We start from the raw sequence: 13,146 nt of genomic DNA, 5'->3' as shown, positions 1-13,146 counted from the left end.
GGTTACTTCAAACGCTGCACGACATAGGTCGACAACTCCGACAGCATCGCGCGCAAGGGCGTGTCTGGCAGGGCCGACAGCGCCTCTTTGGCCGTATCCGACCACGCCAGCGCTTCGGCACGCGTCTCTTCCAATGTCCCGTGGTGGGCGATGATCGCGCAAGCTTGCTCGAAATCACCGTCCTGCTGGTCACCCTTGGCGATGGTGCGCTGCCAGAATGCGCGCTCACCCTCGTCAGCGCGTGCGACCGCGCGGATGACCGGCAGTGTCACCTTGCGCTCGCGGAAATCGTCGCCAATGCGTTTGCCGATACCGTCACCGGCACCGCCAAAATCCAGAAAATCATCGACCATCTGGAAACTGATACCCAACGCGTCGCCATAGGTGCACAGCGCGCGGACCTTGTCCTCGGACGCGCCGGCCAGCACCGCGCCGGATTCGGTTGCCGCCGAAAACAGCGCCGCTGTCTTGCCGCGGATCACGCGCAGATACTGGTCTTCGGTCGTGCCTAGGTTCTGCGCGGTGGTCAGTTGCAGCACTTCGCCCTCTGCGATCGTGGCAGACGCGTTGGACAGAATATCCAACACCCGAAGCGACCCGCAGGCGACCATAAGCTGGAATGCGCGGGCAAACAGGTAGTCGCCCACCAGCACCGAGGATTTGTTATCCCACAGCAGGTTGGCGGTGGCGCGCCCGCGCCTCTGTGCGCTTTCATCGACCACGTCGTCATGAAGCAATGTGGCCGTGTGGATAAATTCGACCGTTGCGGCCAGATGGTGGTGATGCGCGCCTTGATAGTCACACAGTTCCGCCGCCGCCAGCACCAGCATAGGGCGAATGCGCTTGCCGCCCGCCTCTATCAGATGCGCCGTCACTTCGGGAATGCGCGGCGCATGCTCGGACGCCATGGTCTTGCGGATCAGCGCATTCACCGCTGCAAGATCATCGGCCAGATGATCCGCGAGCGCGTCATGTGGCCGGTCTTGTATGTGCTGAGTATCCATCATTTGCATCCTGTCTCGACAAACACCGGGCGGCGCCCCTAAACTATCGCCATGAAAGAGCTTTTGCGCACCACGAACCCGACGATCATTCCGTTTGCCACGGCCTTGTTACAAGGCGAGGGTATAGAGGTGTTCGACGTGGACGTCCATATGCACACACTCGAATCGACCTTGGGCATGATGCCGCGCCGGTTGCTGGTGCGCCGCGAAGATCATTTCATAGCGACTTCCATCTTGCGAGAGAATGGTATCCCGCTGCATGACTGAGTCAAACGACGCGGGTCTGACCCATGATGCCTTTCTGAACGGGCATGTGCGGGCATGGCAGCCGCGCACAGGATACCGCGCAGCAACTGACCCGGTGTTTCTGGCCGCCAGCCTGCCCGCACGTTCCGGTCAATCGGTGCTGGAGCTGGGCTGCGGCGTGGGCGTGGCAAGCCTGTGCCTGAATGCGCGGGTGCCGGGGCTATCGCTGACCGGCGTGGAAGTGCAGGCAGACTATGCCGCCCTTGCGCGACGCAATGCCGCAGAGAACGGCGCAGCGCTGACCGTGGTCGAAAACGACTTGCGCAGCCTACCACGCGACCTGCGCGCCCAAAGCTACGACCATGTGATCGCCAACCCGCCCTATTACGCCAGCAATACACCAGCCGCACAGGATGCGGGTCGGGACCGCGCCCTGCGCGAGGACACGCCCCTTGCCGACTGGCTGGATGTGGGCTTTCGGCGGCTGCGCGATGGGGGCTGGCTAAGTATCATACACCTGACCGAACGCTTGCCCGACATTCTGACACTGCTGAAAGGGCGCACCAGCGTCATGGCACTGCCACTGGCTGCGCGTGCGCAACGACCCGCCCGACGGGTGATCGTGCAGGCCCGCAAGGGCGGGCGCAGCCCGTTTGTGCTGCTGCCACCTTTTGTGATCCATCAAGGCGACCACCACCCCGGCGATGGCGACCACTTCACCGACGCCGTGCGCGCTGTCATGCGCGATCTGGGCGCATTGGACCTTGCGGCGATGGCGCGCGGCTAGGGGATTGCCCCTAAACAGCCCGCGTTGCATAGAAGGGCGATGACCAAGCAACTCGACTACCCCACGATCCGCGAGATCTTTCGCCGCTTCCGCGCGGCGGACCCGGAACCCGAGGGCGAGTTGGAGCATGTCAACGCCTACACGCTGGTGGTAGCCGTAGCGCTATCGGCTCAGGCAACTGATGTCGGGGTAAACCGCGCCACGCGCGGGTTGTTCGCGGTTGCAGATACACCCGAGAAAATGCTCGCCCTTGGGGAAGAGGGTGTCATTGAGCACATCAAGACCATTGGCCTTTATCGCAACAAGGCCAAGAACGTCATCAAGCTAAGCCGCATTCTGGTCGATGACTATGGCGGCGAGGTGCCATCCTCTCGCGCCGCGTTGCAATCCTTGCCGGGTGTGGGGCGCAAGACCGCCAACGTGGTTTTGAACATGTGGTGGCGCATGCCGGCGCAAGCCGTCGATACGCATATCTTCCGTGTCGGAAATCGCACCGGCATTTGCCCCGGACGCAACGTCGATATGGTCGAACGCGCGATCGAGGACCACATTCCCGCAGAATACCAACGACACGCGCATCACTGGCTGATCCTGCATGGGCGCTACACCTGCAAGGCCCGCAAGCCTGCCTGTGGCACCTGCCTGATCCGTGACCTGTGCCAATTCGAGGACAAAACGCTATGAAAACCTATCAGCTTGCCGGGATCGGCAATGCCATTGTCGATGTCATCAGCACCGTGGATGACCGCTTTTTGGAACAAATGGACATCCACAAAGCCATTATGCAATTGGTCGAACGCGACCGTGCAGAGGCGCTTTTTGCTGCCATGGATGACCGCGCTCAAGCCTCTGGCGGATCGGTCGCAAATACCCTTGCAGGCGCGGGCGCGTTGGGCTTGCGGGCCGCGTTTGTCGGACGGGTGAATGACGACGAGTTGGGGCGCTTTTACGCGCAGGATTCGGACGCTGTCGGCGCCAAATTCGTCAACACCCCCGTGACCGGCGGCGAGTTGCCAACCTCGCGCAGCATGATTTTCGTCACCCCCGATGGCGAGCGGTCGATGAACACTTATCTGGGCATGTCGGCAGAGCTTGGCCCCGAGGACGTGGACGAATCCGTCATGGCAGATAGTGAGATCGTCTTTCTGGAAGGCTACCTGTTCGACAAGGACAAGGGCAAAGAGGCCTTCCTGAAAGCCGCGCGCGCCTGTCGCAGCACAGGCGGCATGGCCGGCATCGCGCTGTCGGACCCGTTCTGCGTGGACCGCCACCGCGCCGATTTTCGCAAACTGGTGGCCGACGATATGGATTATGTCATCGGCAATGAGCAGGAATGGATATCGCTATACGAGGCGAATGACCTTGAAGACGCGCTGGCGCAAGCCACGTCCGACTGCAATCTGGTGGTGTGCACCCGCTCTGGCGACCCGGTTTGGATCATCCGCGACGGGGTGCGCGTTGAAATCCCCGTGCAAACCGTGACACCTGTGGACGCCACGGGTGCAGGCGACCAGTTCGCCGCCGGGTTCCTGTTCGGGCTGGCTTTGGGCCGCGACATGGACACCGCCGGCCGCATGGGCTGCATAGCGGCCGCCGAAGTGATCGGCCATCTTGGCGCGCGCCCCAAATCAGACCTGCGTGCGGCGTTCCGTCAGGCAGGTTTGCTGGACAGCTGATCGCGCCGCTTGCGCAGCCCCGGCGCCTTCCCCATATGATAGCGGGACAACTCTGCGGGGGGAAGCAAGATGATGGGCTACACGAAAACCGCCATGCTGATGGCCGCCATGACCGCGCTTTTCATGGGTGTGGGCTATGCCTTGGGCGGCGGTGCGGGCTTGCTGATCGCGCTGGTGGTGGCCGTGGGCATGAACGGCTATTCCTATTGGAATTCCGACAAGGCGGTGTTGCGCATGCACAACGCGCAGGAATGCAACAGCCAGATCCATCCCGAACTGGAACGGATGGTGCATCGGATGGCCGACGCCGCAGACATGCCGCGCCCGCGCGTTTTTGTCATAAACGAGGACCAACCCAACGCCTTTGCAACTGGCCGCAACCCCGAGAACGCCGCCGTAGCCGCGACCACGGGGCTTTTGCAGCGCATGTCGGATGAAGAGGTGGCGGCGGTGATGGCGCATGAATTGGCGCATATCCGCAATTTCGACACACTGATCATGACGATCACCGCGACCTTCGCCGGGGCGATCTCGATGCTGGCGAATTTCGCGATGTTCTTTGGTGGGCGGAATCGGGGGAATATCATCGTGACGCTTCTGGTGATGATCCTTGCGCCCATGGCGGCGGCGGTGGTGCAAATGGCGATCTCCCGCTCGCGCGAATACGAGGCCGACCGGGTGGGTGCCGCGATTTGCGGCAACCCGCTCTGGCTGGCCTCTGCGCTTGAAAAGATTCAGGGCTTTGCCAGCCGGATTGACTATGACCGCGCTGAACAGAACCCGCAAACCGCGCATATGTTCATCATAAACCCGCTGCACGCGTTCAAACGCGACAAGCTGTTTTCGACCCATCCGAACACCGAAAACCGGATCGCGGAACTGGTAAAGCTGGCCGAAGCGCAGGGGCAACGCTTTCAACGCGAGCGCGCGAACCCCTGGGGGTAAGCGCGGTTTTGATGGTTTGACCAAAAGGAGCGGCTGCGCCGCAAGTCTGTGTGTCACCCCCCGCCCTTCGGGCAGGGGGTTCCGGTTTTTTGAGTATTTAGGGCAAGATGAAGGGGCTTATTCTGCCGCAAGGCGGGTGTCGGAAGGGGCCGCGAGTTCCTCCAGGTAGTCGGCGATGGCGCTGGCGATACGGGCTTTGCCCTCGATCGGCGTGACGCCATCCCGGCGCACCATGAGCGCGCGTTGGGCGCGGCCTTTGGTATCCTCGCCGCGCGTGGCGACGACAAGACCTGCGCGGTCCAGCCGTTTGCTTGCAACGCGGATCAGGTCTTCCTCTGTGACCTGTTCAAGGTATTTGAAGGCGACCGTGTGCATGCCGCCGCCCGCATCCATGGCCATGTCGATGACCTTTTCGGTCGGTTCCAGCAGCAAAGGCAGTTCCGCGCTGCCCGAGACGATCTTGCCATCGACCACCTGTTTGGGGCGGTAATCGGCGACACCTGCCGAAAAGATGCCCGCGAACAGGCCCCGTTCGGCGCGCGCAACCACCATATCGCGGTAGTCGTCATAGGTGCGCGCAATGCTCAGCCGCATGGGTGCAGAGGGCCGCCAGGCGCCATCGCCTAGCAAGAGTTCGGCATCGGCGCCGCGCCATGTCAATTCGTCGGCGATATCGGCCCCCAGCCGCCCCCGGAACCGGTTGACGATGCGGCGCACCCCGTCGATGGGCACGGGCGTGGGCCCGGCCGTGACAAGGATGGGTTTACCCCTGAGCGGGGATGTTGACAGCGCGCGGCCGACCGCCGTGCAGATGACATTCGTGTCGGGCAGGTTGTGTTTGCCGTAGGCGTCGCGCGGGGCAATGAAATGCACGCCTTGCCCGGCAAGGCGTTTGGCATTGTCCACAAGCTGGGCATTGTGCATGGACCCATGCATCGTGGGCGCGACCAGAACTTTGGTGCGCCCCTGCTGCAACCGTCCCAAGGCCGAGATAAGGGCGGAAGTCACCAGCGTATCACCGATCCCATGCGCCATTTTGGCGATGGTGTTGTGCGTGGCCGGCGCAACGAGATAGGCGTCGAACGGCGCGTCATCGGACAGGTGTTCGGCGCGCCATGTCAGCCCGTCGACCACGTGCCCAAGACAGGCCCATTCCAGCGCCTCTCGCGCGACATAGCGCAGTGCATCGGTGCTGGCGAACGCGACCACATCGGCCCCGTGACGGCGCAAGGCACGCGCAATTTGTGGGGTCTTCATCGCCGCGATTCCGCCAGTCACCAGAAGCGCGATACGCTTGCCTGCCAGCCGAGTGCTGGCAGGCGGCACGTCATGGTCGCCCATATCGCTCGGGGTGGGGGCGGTATAGTCCCAGTCGAAGCTCATGCGGTTCCGCCTTTAGCTGACAATGCGCAATCCTGCGCCCAGATCGGGATGATCTTCCTCGACCCAATTGCGCCACGAACCCTGCGCGCGGTCAAGCCGTGTATTGAGCGCCTCGAACTGCGCGGGCGAGAAGCGGCTTTTCTTGCTCATCTCGGCGTTCAGATGGGGCACGACCTGAATGTCGAACGGATCCATGTCGTTTTTCTCCGCCGTTGGGCTGTAGGGCTGGCCGTCGGACAGGCGCGCGGGCAGCAGATGCGCGTAGTCGGGGAAGTTCTCGAGGTAAATGCCCATGCTGTCGTCATTATAGGACGAATCGGCGGCGTGCCAGCGTCCGCCCAGTTTCACCGCGCCAAAATAGTGGCGCACGGTCGGGCGCATCATGGCCAGCCACGCTGCCGGCATGAGCTTGCCCAGCACCGACATGGACATCGGCATTTCCACGAACCCGGCTTCCAGACCGGCGGCGCGCATGAGCGTGACTTGCAGGTTCGCCTTGGTCGTGCACATGCCATTGCCGCGTGCCAGTGTTTCGGATGCACGTTCCTGCCAGTTGCCGAAGCGGTAAGGCATGGCCTGCACGAACAGGAAGATCGCCTCTGCCGTGGCGGCGTGTGTTGTCCTACGCAGGCGGGCGGCCTGACGGCGGATTTGCGGATGATCGACATCGCTGAGTGTTTCGGGGTCGGGTAGCTCTTCGGCAGGGGTCGCGGCGGTGAGCGCGCGCGCCGCGGCTTTCAGCGCATTGTCGAGTGCGACATGCATAGGGCGACCGGCTGCACCCTTCCATGCTTCGCCGCTGCGGTCCAGCACCCAGACCACCGCCTTGTCGCCCTTGACGGCATAGCGCGTATTGTCGCCTGTGACATGGCACCCCGGTCCTTGCCACCCCTGTTCTGACACCAGCACACCATCGAGCACGATGTTCAGAGTCTGCGGGCCGCCGAATGTGAAGCTGTCGCCTTCGCAGAGGTGACATACGGCACCAAGGCCAAAAATCCGGGCCGCGACCTGCCCCAGATAAAGCGCGAGGATACTGTCCTCGAACAGCGCAAGTTCACGCGATGCGGGGCGGGCCTGCTGCAATTGGTGCAGATGCATGACAATCTCCTTGTTTCGGGCGCAAAGACCGATTCTTGTTTCGTAACCATGGCCAATTTACAACCATAGGTTACATTGGCACAGATTATTTCTGAACCGTATAGAATTTTGAACAAATTCAGAGAGTGTCGCTAGTTCGGAACCAGTTCCGATCGCCCTTCGGGCGTCAAAAGCCATGCTTTGCGCCCTTCCAGCACCACCGCAGATAGCGGCCCGCCATAGGCGGCGGAGCTGTCTATATTCAGCCGGTTGCGGTAGTGCCGCGCACGAACCAAGGCCGTATGCCCATGCACCACCAATGGCCCGTGATTGCGCGGGTCCAGCAAGAAGGGATCGCGGATCCAGAGCAGATCATCCTCTGACTGCTGGTCCAGCGCCACACCCGGGCGGATACCTGCATGCACGAAGAGCTGTTCGCCCATGTCGATCATGCGCGGACGGGTGGCGATAAACTCCAGATCAGAGTCTGGGACCAGTTCGAGGGCCTCGGCCCGTGCGGTCGCCAGGTCGTCAAGCGCGCGGGCATCGACCCCATAGCTTTGCAAGGTTGTTCGGCCGCCAATGCCAGGGTGCAGGTAGTCCAGCCCCCTGCGCAATCCGGGGTCGTGCCACTCTGGCTGGCGAATGAAATTCACAAGCAGGCGGTCGTGGTTGCCAATCAAAACCTGCCAGTTTTCACCGCGCGCCACGCCCTCGCGCAGGTAGCGTAGCAAACCGGCACTGTCGGGGCCGCGGTCGACCAGATCACCAATATGGATGATCGGGGCCACCGCGCTGCCATTTGCCGCACGGTCACGCGCGATCAGGTCATGCGCGCCTTGCAACAGGGACAGATGCCCGTGAATATCGCCAATCGCGTAAACCTGCTGCACTGCTTTTGTTCCGGATCTGAGTTTCGGGCGCACTCAACACCGCAAAAGGCCCCGGGTCAACCGGGGCCTTTGATGTCGTGTCGCAGCGACTAGTTGGTTTCAAATTCGAGCGGGCGCACCTGCTGGAACAGGTTGGTGCCGCGCAAGGCGGTTAGCGCCGCATCGTTCGGGGCGGCATCCAGATACAGCAGCGCGATTGCATCGCCGCCGGAATCCTTGCGACCAAGGGTAAAGTTGGCAATGTTCACGCCATTGCCGCCCAGCGTGCCGCCCAAGGTGCCGATGATGCCCGGCACGTCCTTGTTGGTGGTGTAGAGCATGTGCGCGCCCACCTCTGCGTCGATATTGATGCCCTTGATCTGGATGAAGCGCGGCTTGCCATCGGAAAACACAGTGCCAGCGATGGACCGCTCGCGCGTTTCCGTTACGACGGTCAGCTTGATATAGGCGTCGAACACGCCCGACTTGGCCTGCGTGGTGGTCGATATCTTGACCCCGCGTTCTTTAGCCAAAACAGGGGCAGAGACCATGTTCACATCGGGGTTGGTGGCTTTCATCACACCCGCGATGGCCGCGCAGCCCAACGCGTCCAGGTTCATTTCCGTGACGACCCCGTCATACAGGATGTTGATCGCCTTGATCGGCTCATCCGTCAATTGCCCTGCGAACGCACCCAGATGCCCCGCCAGCTTGACCCACGGACCCATGACGCGCGCTTCCTCTGCGGTCACGGAGGGCATGTTCAACGCGTTTTCCACGGCCCCGGTCAGCAGGTAATCCGACATCTGCTCGGCCACTTGCAGCGCGACGTTTTCTTGCGCTTCGGTGGTGGAAGCGCCCAGATGCGGGGTGACAACAACACCGGGCAGGTTGAACAGCGGGCTGTCGGTCGCGGGCTCGGTCTGGAACACGTCAAAGCCCGCACCGGCAACATGGCCCGACTTGATCGCCTCGGCCAAAGCCGCCTCATCGACCAGACCGCCGCGCGCGCAGTTGACGATCCGCACGCCCTTTTTGGTCTTGGCAAGGGTCTCTGCCGACAAAATGTTGCGGGTCTTGTCGGTCAGCGGCACGTGCAGGGTGATGAAATCGGCGCGAGCCAGCAATTCATCCAGCTCGACCTTCGTCACGCCCAGCTTTGCCGCGCGCTCTTCCGACAGGAAGGGGTCGTAGGCCACAACTTTCATCCGCAGACCCAGCGCACGGTCGCAGACGATACCGCCGATATTGCCCGCGCCGATCACGCCAAGGGTCTTGTTGAAAAGCTCGACGCCCATGAAACGGGATTTTTCCCATTTCCCGGCATGGGTAGATTCGTTTGCCTCGGGGATTTGCCGCGCAACGGCCATCATAAGCGAGATTGCGTGTTCGGCGGTGGTAACAGAATTGCCGAAGGGCGTGTTCATTACGATCACGCCCTTTTTGGACGCGGCGGGGATATCGACATTGTCGACACCGATCCCGGCGCGGCCGATGACCTTGAGGTTGGTTGCGGCCTCGATCAGCTTTTCGGTGGCCTTGGTGGCGGACCGGATGGCCAGGCCATCATACTGGCCGATGACCTCTAGCAGCTTGTCCTTGTCCTTGCCGATGGACGGGTCGAAGGTCACGTCAATGCCGCGGTCGCGGAAAATCTGGACGGCGGTTTCGGATAGCTTGTCGGATACGAGAACTTTGGGTGCGGTCATGTTGGTCGCGCCCCGGACCTGATCCGGGGCCTCCTGTTGAGGGGGTAAGGGAGAGGTCCCGGGTCAAGCCCGGGACGGGTGTTTGCTTATATCTTGGCGGGCCGTTCAGGCCGCCGTGGAAAGTGCTGCACGCTCGGTGTGATAAGCCCAGTCGAGCCACGGCATCAGCGCCTCGAGATCAGCGGTTTCCACCGTCGCCCCGCACCAGATGCGCAAGCCAGCCGGAGCGTCGCGATACGCACCGATATCCAGCGCCACGCCTTCGGCTTCCAACCTTTTGGCAACTGCCTTGGCAAAAGCCGCGCCGTCGGGAATGCTGTCATCGGTGAACTTGAGGCAAACACTCGTGGTTGACGCCGTCGCCGGGTCCTCGGCCAGATTGGCAATCCACTCATTGGCGGCACAGAACTGGTCGATCACAGCGGCATTGGCGTCGCAACGGGCGATCAGCGCGGGCAGGCCGCCAAGATCGCGCGCCCAGTCAAGTGCCAGCAGGTAATCCTCGACAGCCAGCATCGAGGGCGTATTGATCGTCTCGCCTTTGAAGATGCCCTCAATCAGCTTGCCACCCTTGGTTAAACGGAAGATCTTGGGCAATGGCCACGCAGGCGTGTAGTTTTCCAGCCGTTCGACGGCGCGGGGGCTCAGGATCAGCATCCCATGCGCAGCCTCGCCGCCCATGACCTTCTGCCAAGAGAAGGTCACTACATCCAGCTTGTCCCATGGCAGGTCCATGGCGAAGGCGGCAGAGGTCGCGTCGCAAATGGTCAGGCCCGTGCGGTCCGCAGGGATCATGTCGCCATGCGGCATGCGCACGCCAGAGGTGGTGCCGTTCCAAGTGAAGACCACGTCGGTGTCGTAATCCAGCGCGGCCATGTCAACGATCTGGCCATAATCGGCGGTCTTGACCTCTGCATCCAGCTTGAGTTGCTTGACGGCATCCGTCACCCAGCCCGCGCCAAAGCTTTCCCACGCGACCATCGTGGTCTTGCGTTCGCCCAGCAGCGACCACATCGCCATTTCCACGGCGCCGGTGTCCGACGCGGGCACGATGCCGATGCGGTAATCATCCGGCACGCCAAGGATGTCGCGGGTGCCGTCGATCGCGGCTTTCAGCTTGGCTTTGCCCACGGCAGCCCGGTGAGAGCGACCCAAGGGCGCATCGGCCAGCTTTGTTAATTCAAATGTGGGGATTTTGGCGCAGGGGCCAGAAGAAAAGCGCGGATTGACCGGGCGCTTGGCCGGTTGAACGGGGTCTGTCATGGTATCCTTCCAGATATGTGCCCTTCGTTGGGGAAGGGTGTCCCGCCGCTGGCATTACGCTCGTTCCCGGGGTGGTGCAAGCAAAACTTTTGCTCTAAAGCGCCGCTTGAGCGCGCGAAAACGACGCGCCCCAAAGCCAGAGAGAATCGCCAATGTATGTCGTTACGCTGCTTGCCAATCCGAAGGCTGCCAATCTGAGCGCGGCAACTGTCGAATCGCTGCGCAATGCATGGGGCGGCGGCGTGGCCGAATGGCTAAACCCCGATATCGCCGCCGAATTCCCGCTGGAAGAGGTGCCCGCGAATCGCTGGCAGGTCTGGGAAGACCTGCAAACCATGGGCGTGGACATGGTGCTGCGCCTCTCGCACGGGCGGCGCAAGATGATGTTGCTTGCCGATATGGACAGCACCATGATCGGGCAAGAGTGCATTGACGAGCTGGCCGATGAAGCTGGCGTCGGCACGCATGTCGCTGGTATCACCGCGCGTGCAATGAATGGCGAGTTGGAGTTCGAGGATGCATTGCGCGAGCGGGTTGCCCTGCTGCGCGACCTGCCCGACAGCGTGATTGCCAAGGTTCTGTCGGACCGCATCACCTTTACCCCCGGCGGGCGGGAACTGATCGCCACCATGAAGGCTCATGGCGGGTATGCAGCACTTGTATCCGGCGGGTTCACGGCCTTTACCGCGCATGTTGCCGACGCGCTGGGGTTCGATGAACACCGGGCGAACACTTTGCACACCACCGATGGCAAACTGGCGGGCACGGTGGCAGAGCCGATCTTGGGCCGCGAAGCGAAGGTTGCGGCGCTGCAAGAGATTGCGGCGCGCTTGGGGATTACCCCTTACGAGGTTATCGCCGTCGGCGACGGCGCGAATGATCTTGGCATGCTGGGGCTGGCCGGCGCAGGCGTCGCGCTGCACGCAAAACCCAGCGTTTCAGCGCAATGCGACATTCGCGTCAACCACGGTGATCTGACCGCGCTTTTGTATATTCAGGGCTACCGTGCGGATGAGTTCGTCTGCGAGTGACCGAATGCTCCGTTGCCGGATGCGGCCATGACCGCCAAGCAGGAAATACTTGGTCGGGACGGTGCCGCGATGTCAGCGTAACATTTGCCGGATGCGCGCGTCGATCCGCCGCTGAAAATACCGCTGAACCGGCTTCAGACGCAGCTTGCTGGCTAGACGCGCCCCGAAAAACGGCACCACACCGTAATTTCGAATGCCAAAGCTCCATTTGCCCAGCTTGTGGCGCAAGGTAAGCTGTGCGCGCCGAAAGCGGCTTGGGGCGACCAGGGGTGCCGTGCTGGGCGTATAGCCGCGTGCCGACATCATCGCACCGATTTTGCTTTCCAATTCGGCCACATCGCGCGGAGCGCAGCGATGGGTCCATTGGCGGGCCACGCTCGGGTCCGGCGGCGCATAGGTGGAATGCGACGGGTAACTCAGCATCTTGTCCGAGTATGGCACCCCGATAAACGCGCATATTCGCGCCAATTCGTCGGTCGGGGCATCCATCAGCCCCTCGAAACTCAGCTCGATCCAGTCACCGGCACCCAGCATCGCGCAACTGCGCTCCCAATCCAGTTCGGATTTCACCCAATGGTCGCAAGCATGGTAGAGCGTCCCCGCCCAACCCATGTCGACGCTGGAGCGCGCCACATCGCGCGGGTCGCGCAGGAGGTGAACAACCCGCGCCCCCGGCAATAGCTGCACCGCCAAGGGCAAATCGCGATGCATGCTGACGCATAGAACACCGCGCGATTTGGCGGCAAGCAACCGCAACAGCGCTTGTAGCAGGTCCAGCCCGTCCAGCCCCTCGGGGATCTCTATTTTCTGCGCGCGAAACATCCGGTCCGCGCGCATGGCGGGAATGTCGTAGCGCCACCCTGTCGGTGCATCCGGCGCGGGGCGAATATGGTCGGTCAGGAAGTCGACCTCTCCGGGGTTGTTCAGTTCGGGATGCGCATTCAACATCAGACGCAGCAGGGTCGTGCCCGAACGCAGCGCGCCAAAGACGATGACCGGCGCAAGCAACTCCTGCAGTGCCGCGTCGGCTTGCTTGTTGGACTGGTCTATCGCACTACTATCAGGCATCATCACTTCAAATGGTCTGGTCAACAGGTTGGCGCGCAGTCTGCGTTCATTCTGGTGCAGCGTCCAGTCGCGGATAGGAAAA

Annotated in this window: 12 protein-coding genes and 2 pseudogenes; 6 read left to right on the top strand and 8 right to left on the bottom strand. The window is 62.0% G+C overall.

The genetic code is table 11. From position 1 onward, the window contains the following. Nucleotides 1-2: 2 nt before the first annotated feature. Nucleotides 3-1,004, bottom strand: coding sequence for a polyprenyl synthetase family protein (locus tag ROE7235_RS00260; protein WP_370743410.1), 1,002 nt, complete (start codon nt 1,002-1,004; stop codon nt 3-5). Nucleotides 1,005-1,055: 51 nt separating this feature from the next. On the opposite strand from ROE7235_RS00260, the gene ROE7235_RS00255 reads away from it, so the two are divergent. The 5 genes from ROE7235_RS00255 to htpX all read left to right on the top strand — a co-directional run bounded on the left by ROE7235_RS00255 (nt 1,056) and on the right by htpX (nt 4,658). After that, the gene (locus tag ROE7235_RS00255) at nt 1,056-1,271 is read left to right on the top strand and encodes a putative signal transducing protein (RefSeq protein WP_121092654.1); all 216 of its coding nucleotides are present in this window, start codon (nt 1,056-1,058) and stop codon (nt 1,269-1,271) included. Further along, a complete protein-coding gene (locus tag ROE7235_RS00250) occupies nt 1,264-2,037 on the top strand; it encodes a tRNA1(Val) (adenine(37)-N6)-methyltransferase (RefSeq protein WP_121092653.1) in 774 nt (257 codons plus the stop codon). The genes ROE7235_RS00255 and ROE7235_RS00250 overlap by 8 nt, the downstream gene beginning before the upstream one ends. Before the next feature lie 39 nt (nt 2,038-2,076). Continuing rightward, nucleotides 2,077-2,721: an endonuclease III gene (nth, locus tag ROE7235_RS00245; RefSeq protein WP_121092652.1), complete on the top strand. Its 645-nt coding sequence runs from the start codon at nt 2,077-2,079 to the stop codon at nt 2,719-2,721. Then, nucleotides 2,718-3,713 carry an adenosine kinase gene (locus ROE7235_RS00240; RefSeq protein ID WP_121092651.1) on the top strand — a complete coding sequence of 332 codons (996 nt, stop codon included), beginning with the start codon at nt 2,718-2,720 and terminating at the stop codon, nt 3,711-3,713. Before nth ends, ROE7235_RS00240 begins: the two co-directional genes overlap by 4 nt. A gap of 72 nt (nt 3,714-3,785) precedes the next feature. Beyond that, nucleotides 3,786-4,658 carry a zinc metalloprotease HtpX gene (htpX, locus tag ROE7235_RS00235; RefSeq protein ID WP_121092789.1) on the top strand — a complete coding sequence of 291 codons (873 nt, stop codon included), beginning with the start codon at nt 3,786-3,788 and terminating at the stop codon, nt 4,656-4,658. Between the two features lie 117 nt (nt 4,659-4,775). Here htpX and ROE7235_RS20910 read toward each other — a convergent pair. The 6 genes and pseudogenes from ROE7235_RS20910 to ROE7235_RS00210 form a co-directional block, all read right to left on the bottom strand. Continuing rightward, nucleotides 4,776-5,420, bottom strand: a pseudogene (locus ROE7235_RS20910) (phosphopantothenoylcysteine decarboxylase domain-containing protein); the annotation flags it as partial. A gap of 75 nt (nt 5,421-5,495) precedes the next feature. Beyond that, nucleotides 5,496-5,999, bottom strand: a pseudogene (locus tag ROE7235_RS20905) (flavoprotein); the annotation flags it as partial. Between the two features lie 54 nt (nt 6,000-6,053). Continuing rightward, on the bottom strand, nt 6,054-7,142 hold the full coding sequence (locus ROE7235_RS00225) for a transglutaminase-like domain-containing protein (protein WP_121092649.1): 1,089 nt from the start codon (nt 7,140-7,142) through the stop codon (nt 6,054-6,056). Between the two features lie 131 nt (nt 7,143-7,273). Further along, entirely contained in the window at nt 7,274-8,014 is a 741-nt protein-coding gene (locus ROE7235_RS00220; protein WP_121092648.1) for a metallophosphoesterase, read from the bottom strand. A gap of 89 nt (nt 8,015-8,103) precedes the next feature. Next, complete coding sequence (gene serA / locus ROE7235_RS00215; protein ID WP_121092647.1) at nt 8,104-9,702, bottom strand: phosphoglycerate dehydrogenase; 1,599 nt, start codon at nt 9,700-9,702, stop codon at nt 8,104-8,106. Nucleotides 9,703-9,807: 105 nt separating this feature from the next. After that, nucleotides 9,808-10,965 (bottom strand): phosphoserine transaminase, encoded by a 1,158-nt coding sequence (locus ROE7235_RS00210; protein WP_121092646.1) that lies wholly within the window; start codon nt 10,963-10,965, stop codon nt 9,808-9,810. Between the two features lie 152 nt (nt 10,966-11,117). Here ROE7235_RS00210 and serB point away from each other — a divergent pair, with 152 nt between their 5' ends. After that, nucleotides 11,118-11,996: a phosphoserine phosphatase SerB gene (serB, locus tag ROE7235_RS00205; protein ID WP_121092645.1), complete on the top strand. Its 879-nt coding sequence runs from the start codon at nt 11,118-11,120 to the stop codon at nt 11,994-11,996. 72 nt (nt 11,997-12,068) lie between these two features. On the opposite strand, the gene ROE7235_RS00200 is transcribed toward serB, so the two are convergent. After that, on the bottom strand, nt 12,069-13,064 hold the full coding sequence (locus tag ROE7235_RS00200; RefSeq protein WP_183073223.1) for a sulfotransferase family protein: 996 nt from the start codon (nt 13,062-13,064) through the stop codon (nt 12,069-12,071). Nucleotides 13,065-13,146: the final 82 nt, after the last annotated feature.

Source organism: Roseinatronobacter ekhonensis (assembly GCF_900499075.1).
In the GTDB taxonomy this organism is placed as follows: domain Bacteria; phylum Pseudomonadota; class Alphaproteobacteria; order Rhodobacterales; family Rhodobacteraceae; genus Roseinatronobacter; species Roseinatronobacter ekhonensis.
This window is presented reverse-complemented; position numbering and strand designations above follow the sequence as displayed.

Coding starts and splice junctions, on each gene's coding strand:
- ROE7235_RS00240 (WP_121092651.1), top strand. CDS start 2,718: ATGAAAACCTATCAGCTTGCCGGGATCGGCAATGCCATTGTCGATGTC.
- nth (WP_121092652.1), top strand. CDS start 2,077: ATGACCAAGCAACTCGACTACCCCACGATCCGCGAGATCTTTCGCCGC.
- ROE7235_RS00255 (WP_121092654.1), top strand. CDS start 1,056: ATGAAAGAGCTTTTGCGCACCACGAACCCGACGATCATTCCGTTTGCC.
- serA (WP_121092647.1), bottom strand. CDS start 9,702: ATGACCGCACCCAAAGTTCTCGTATCCGACAAGCTATCCGAAACCGCC.
- ROE7235_RS00250 (WP_121092653.1), top strand. CDS start 1,264: ATGACTGAGTCAAACGACGCGGGTCTGACCCATGATGCCTTTCTGAAC.
- ROE7235_RS00200 (WP_183073223.1), bottom strand. CDS start 13,064: ATGCCTGATAGTAGTGCGATAGACCAGTCCAACAAGCAAGCCGACGCG.
- ROE7235_RS00210 (WP_121092646.1), bottom strand. CDS start 10,965: ATGACAGACCCCGTTCAACCGGCCAAGCGCCCGGTCAATCCGCGCTTT.
- htpX (WP_121092789.1), top strand. CDS start 3,786: ATGGGCTACACGAAAACCGCCATGCTGATGGCCGCCATGACCGCGCTT.
- ROE7235_RS00225 (WP_121092649.1), bottom strand. CDS start 7,142: ATGCATCTGCACCAATTGCAGCAGGCCCGCCCCGCATCGCGTGAACTT.
- ROE7235_RS00260 (WP_370743410.1), bottom strand. CDS start 1,004: ATGGATACTCAGCACATACAAGACCGGCCACATGACGCGCTCGCGGAT.
- serB (WP_121092645.1), top strand. CDS start 11,118: ATGTATGTCGTTACGCTGCTTGCCAATCCGAAGGCTGCCAATCTGAGC.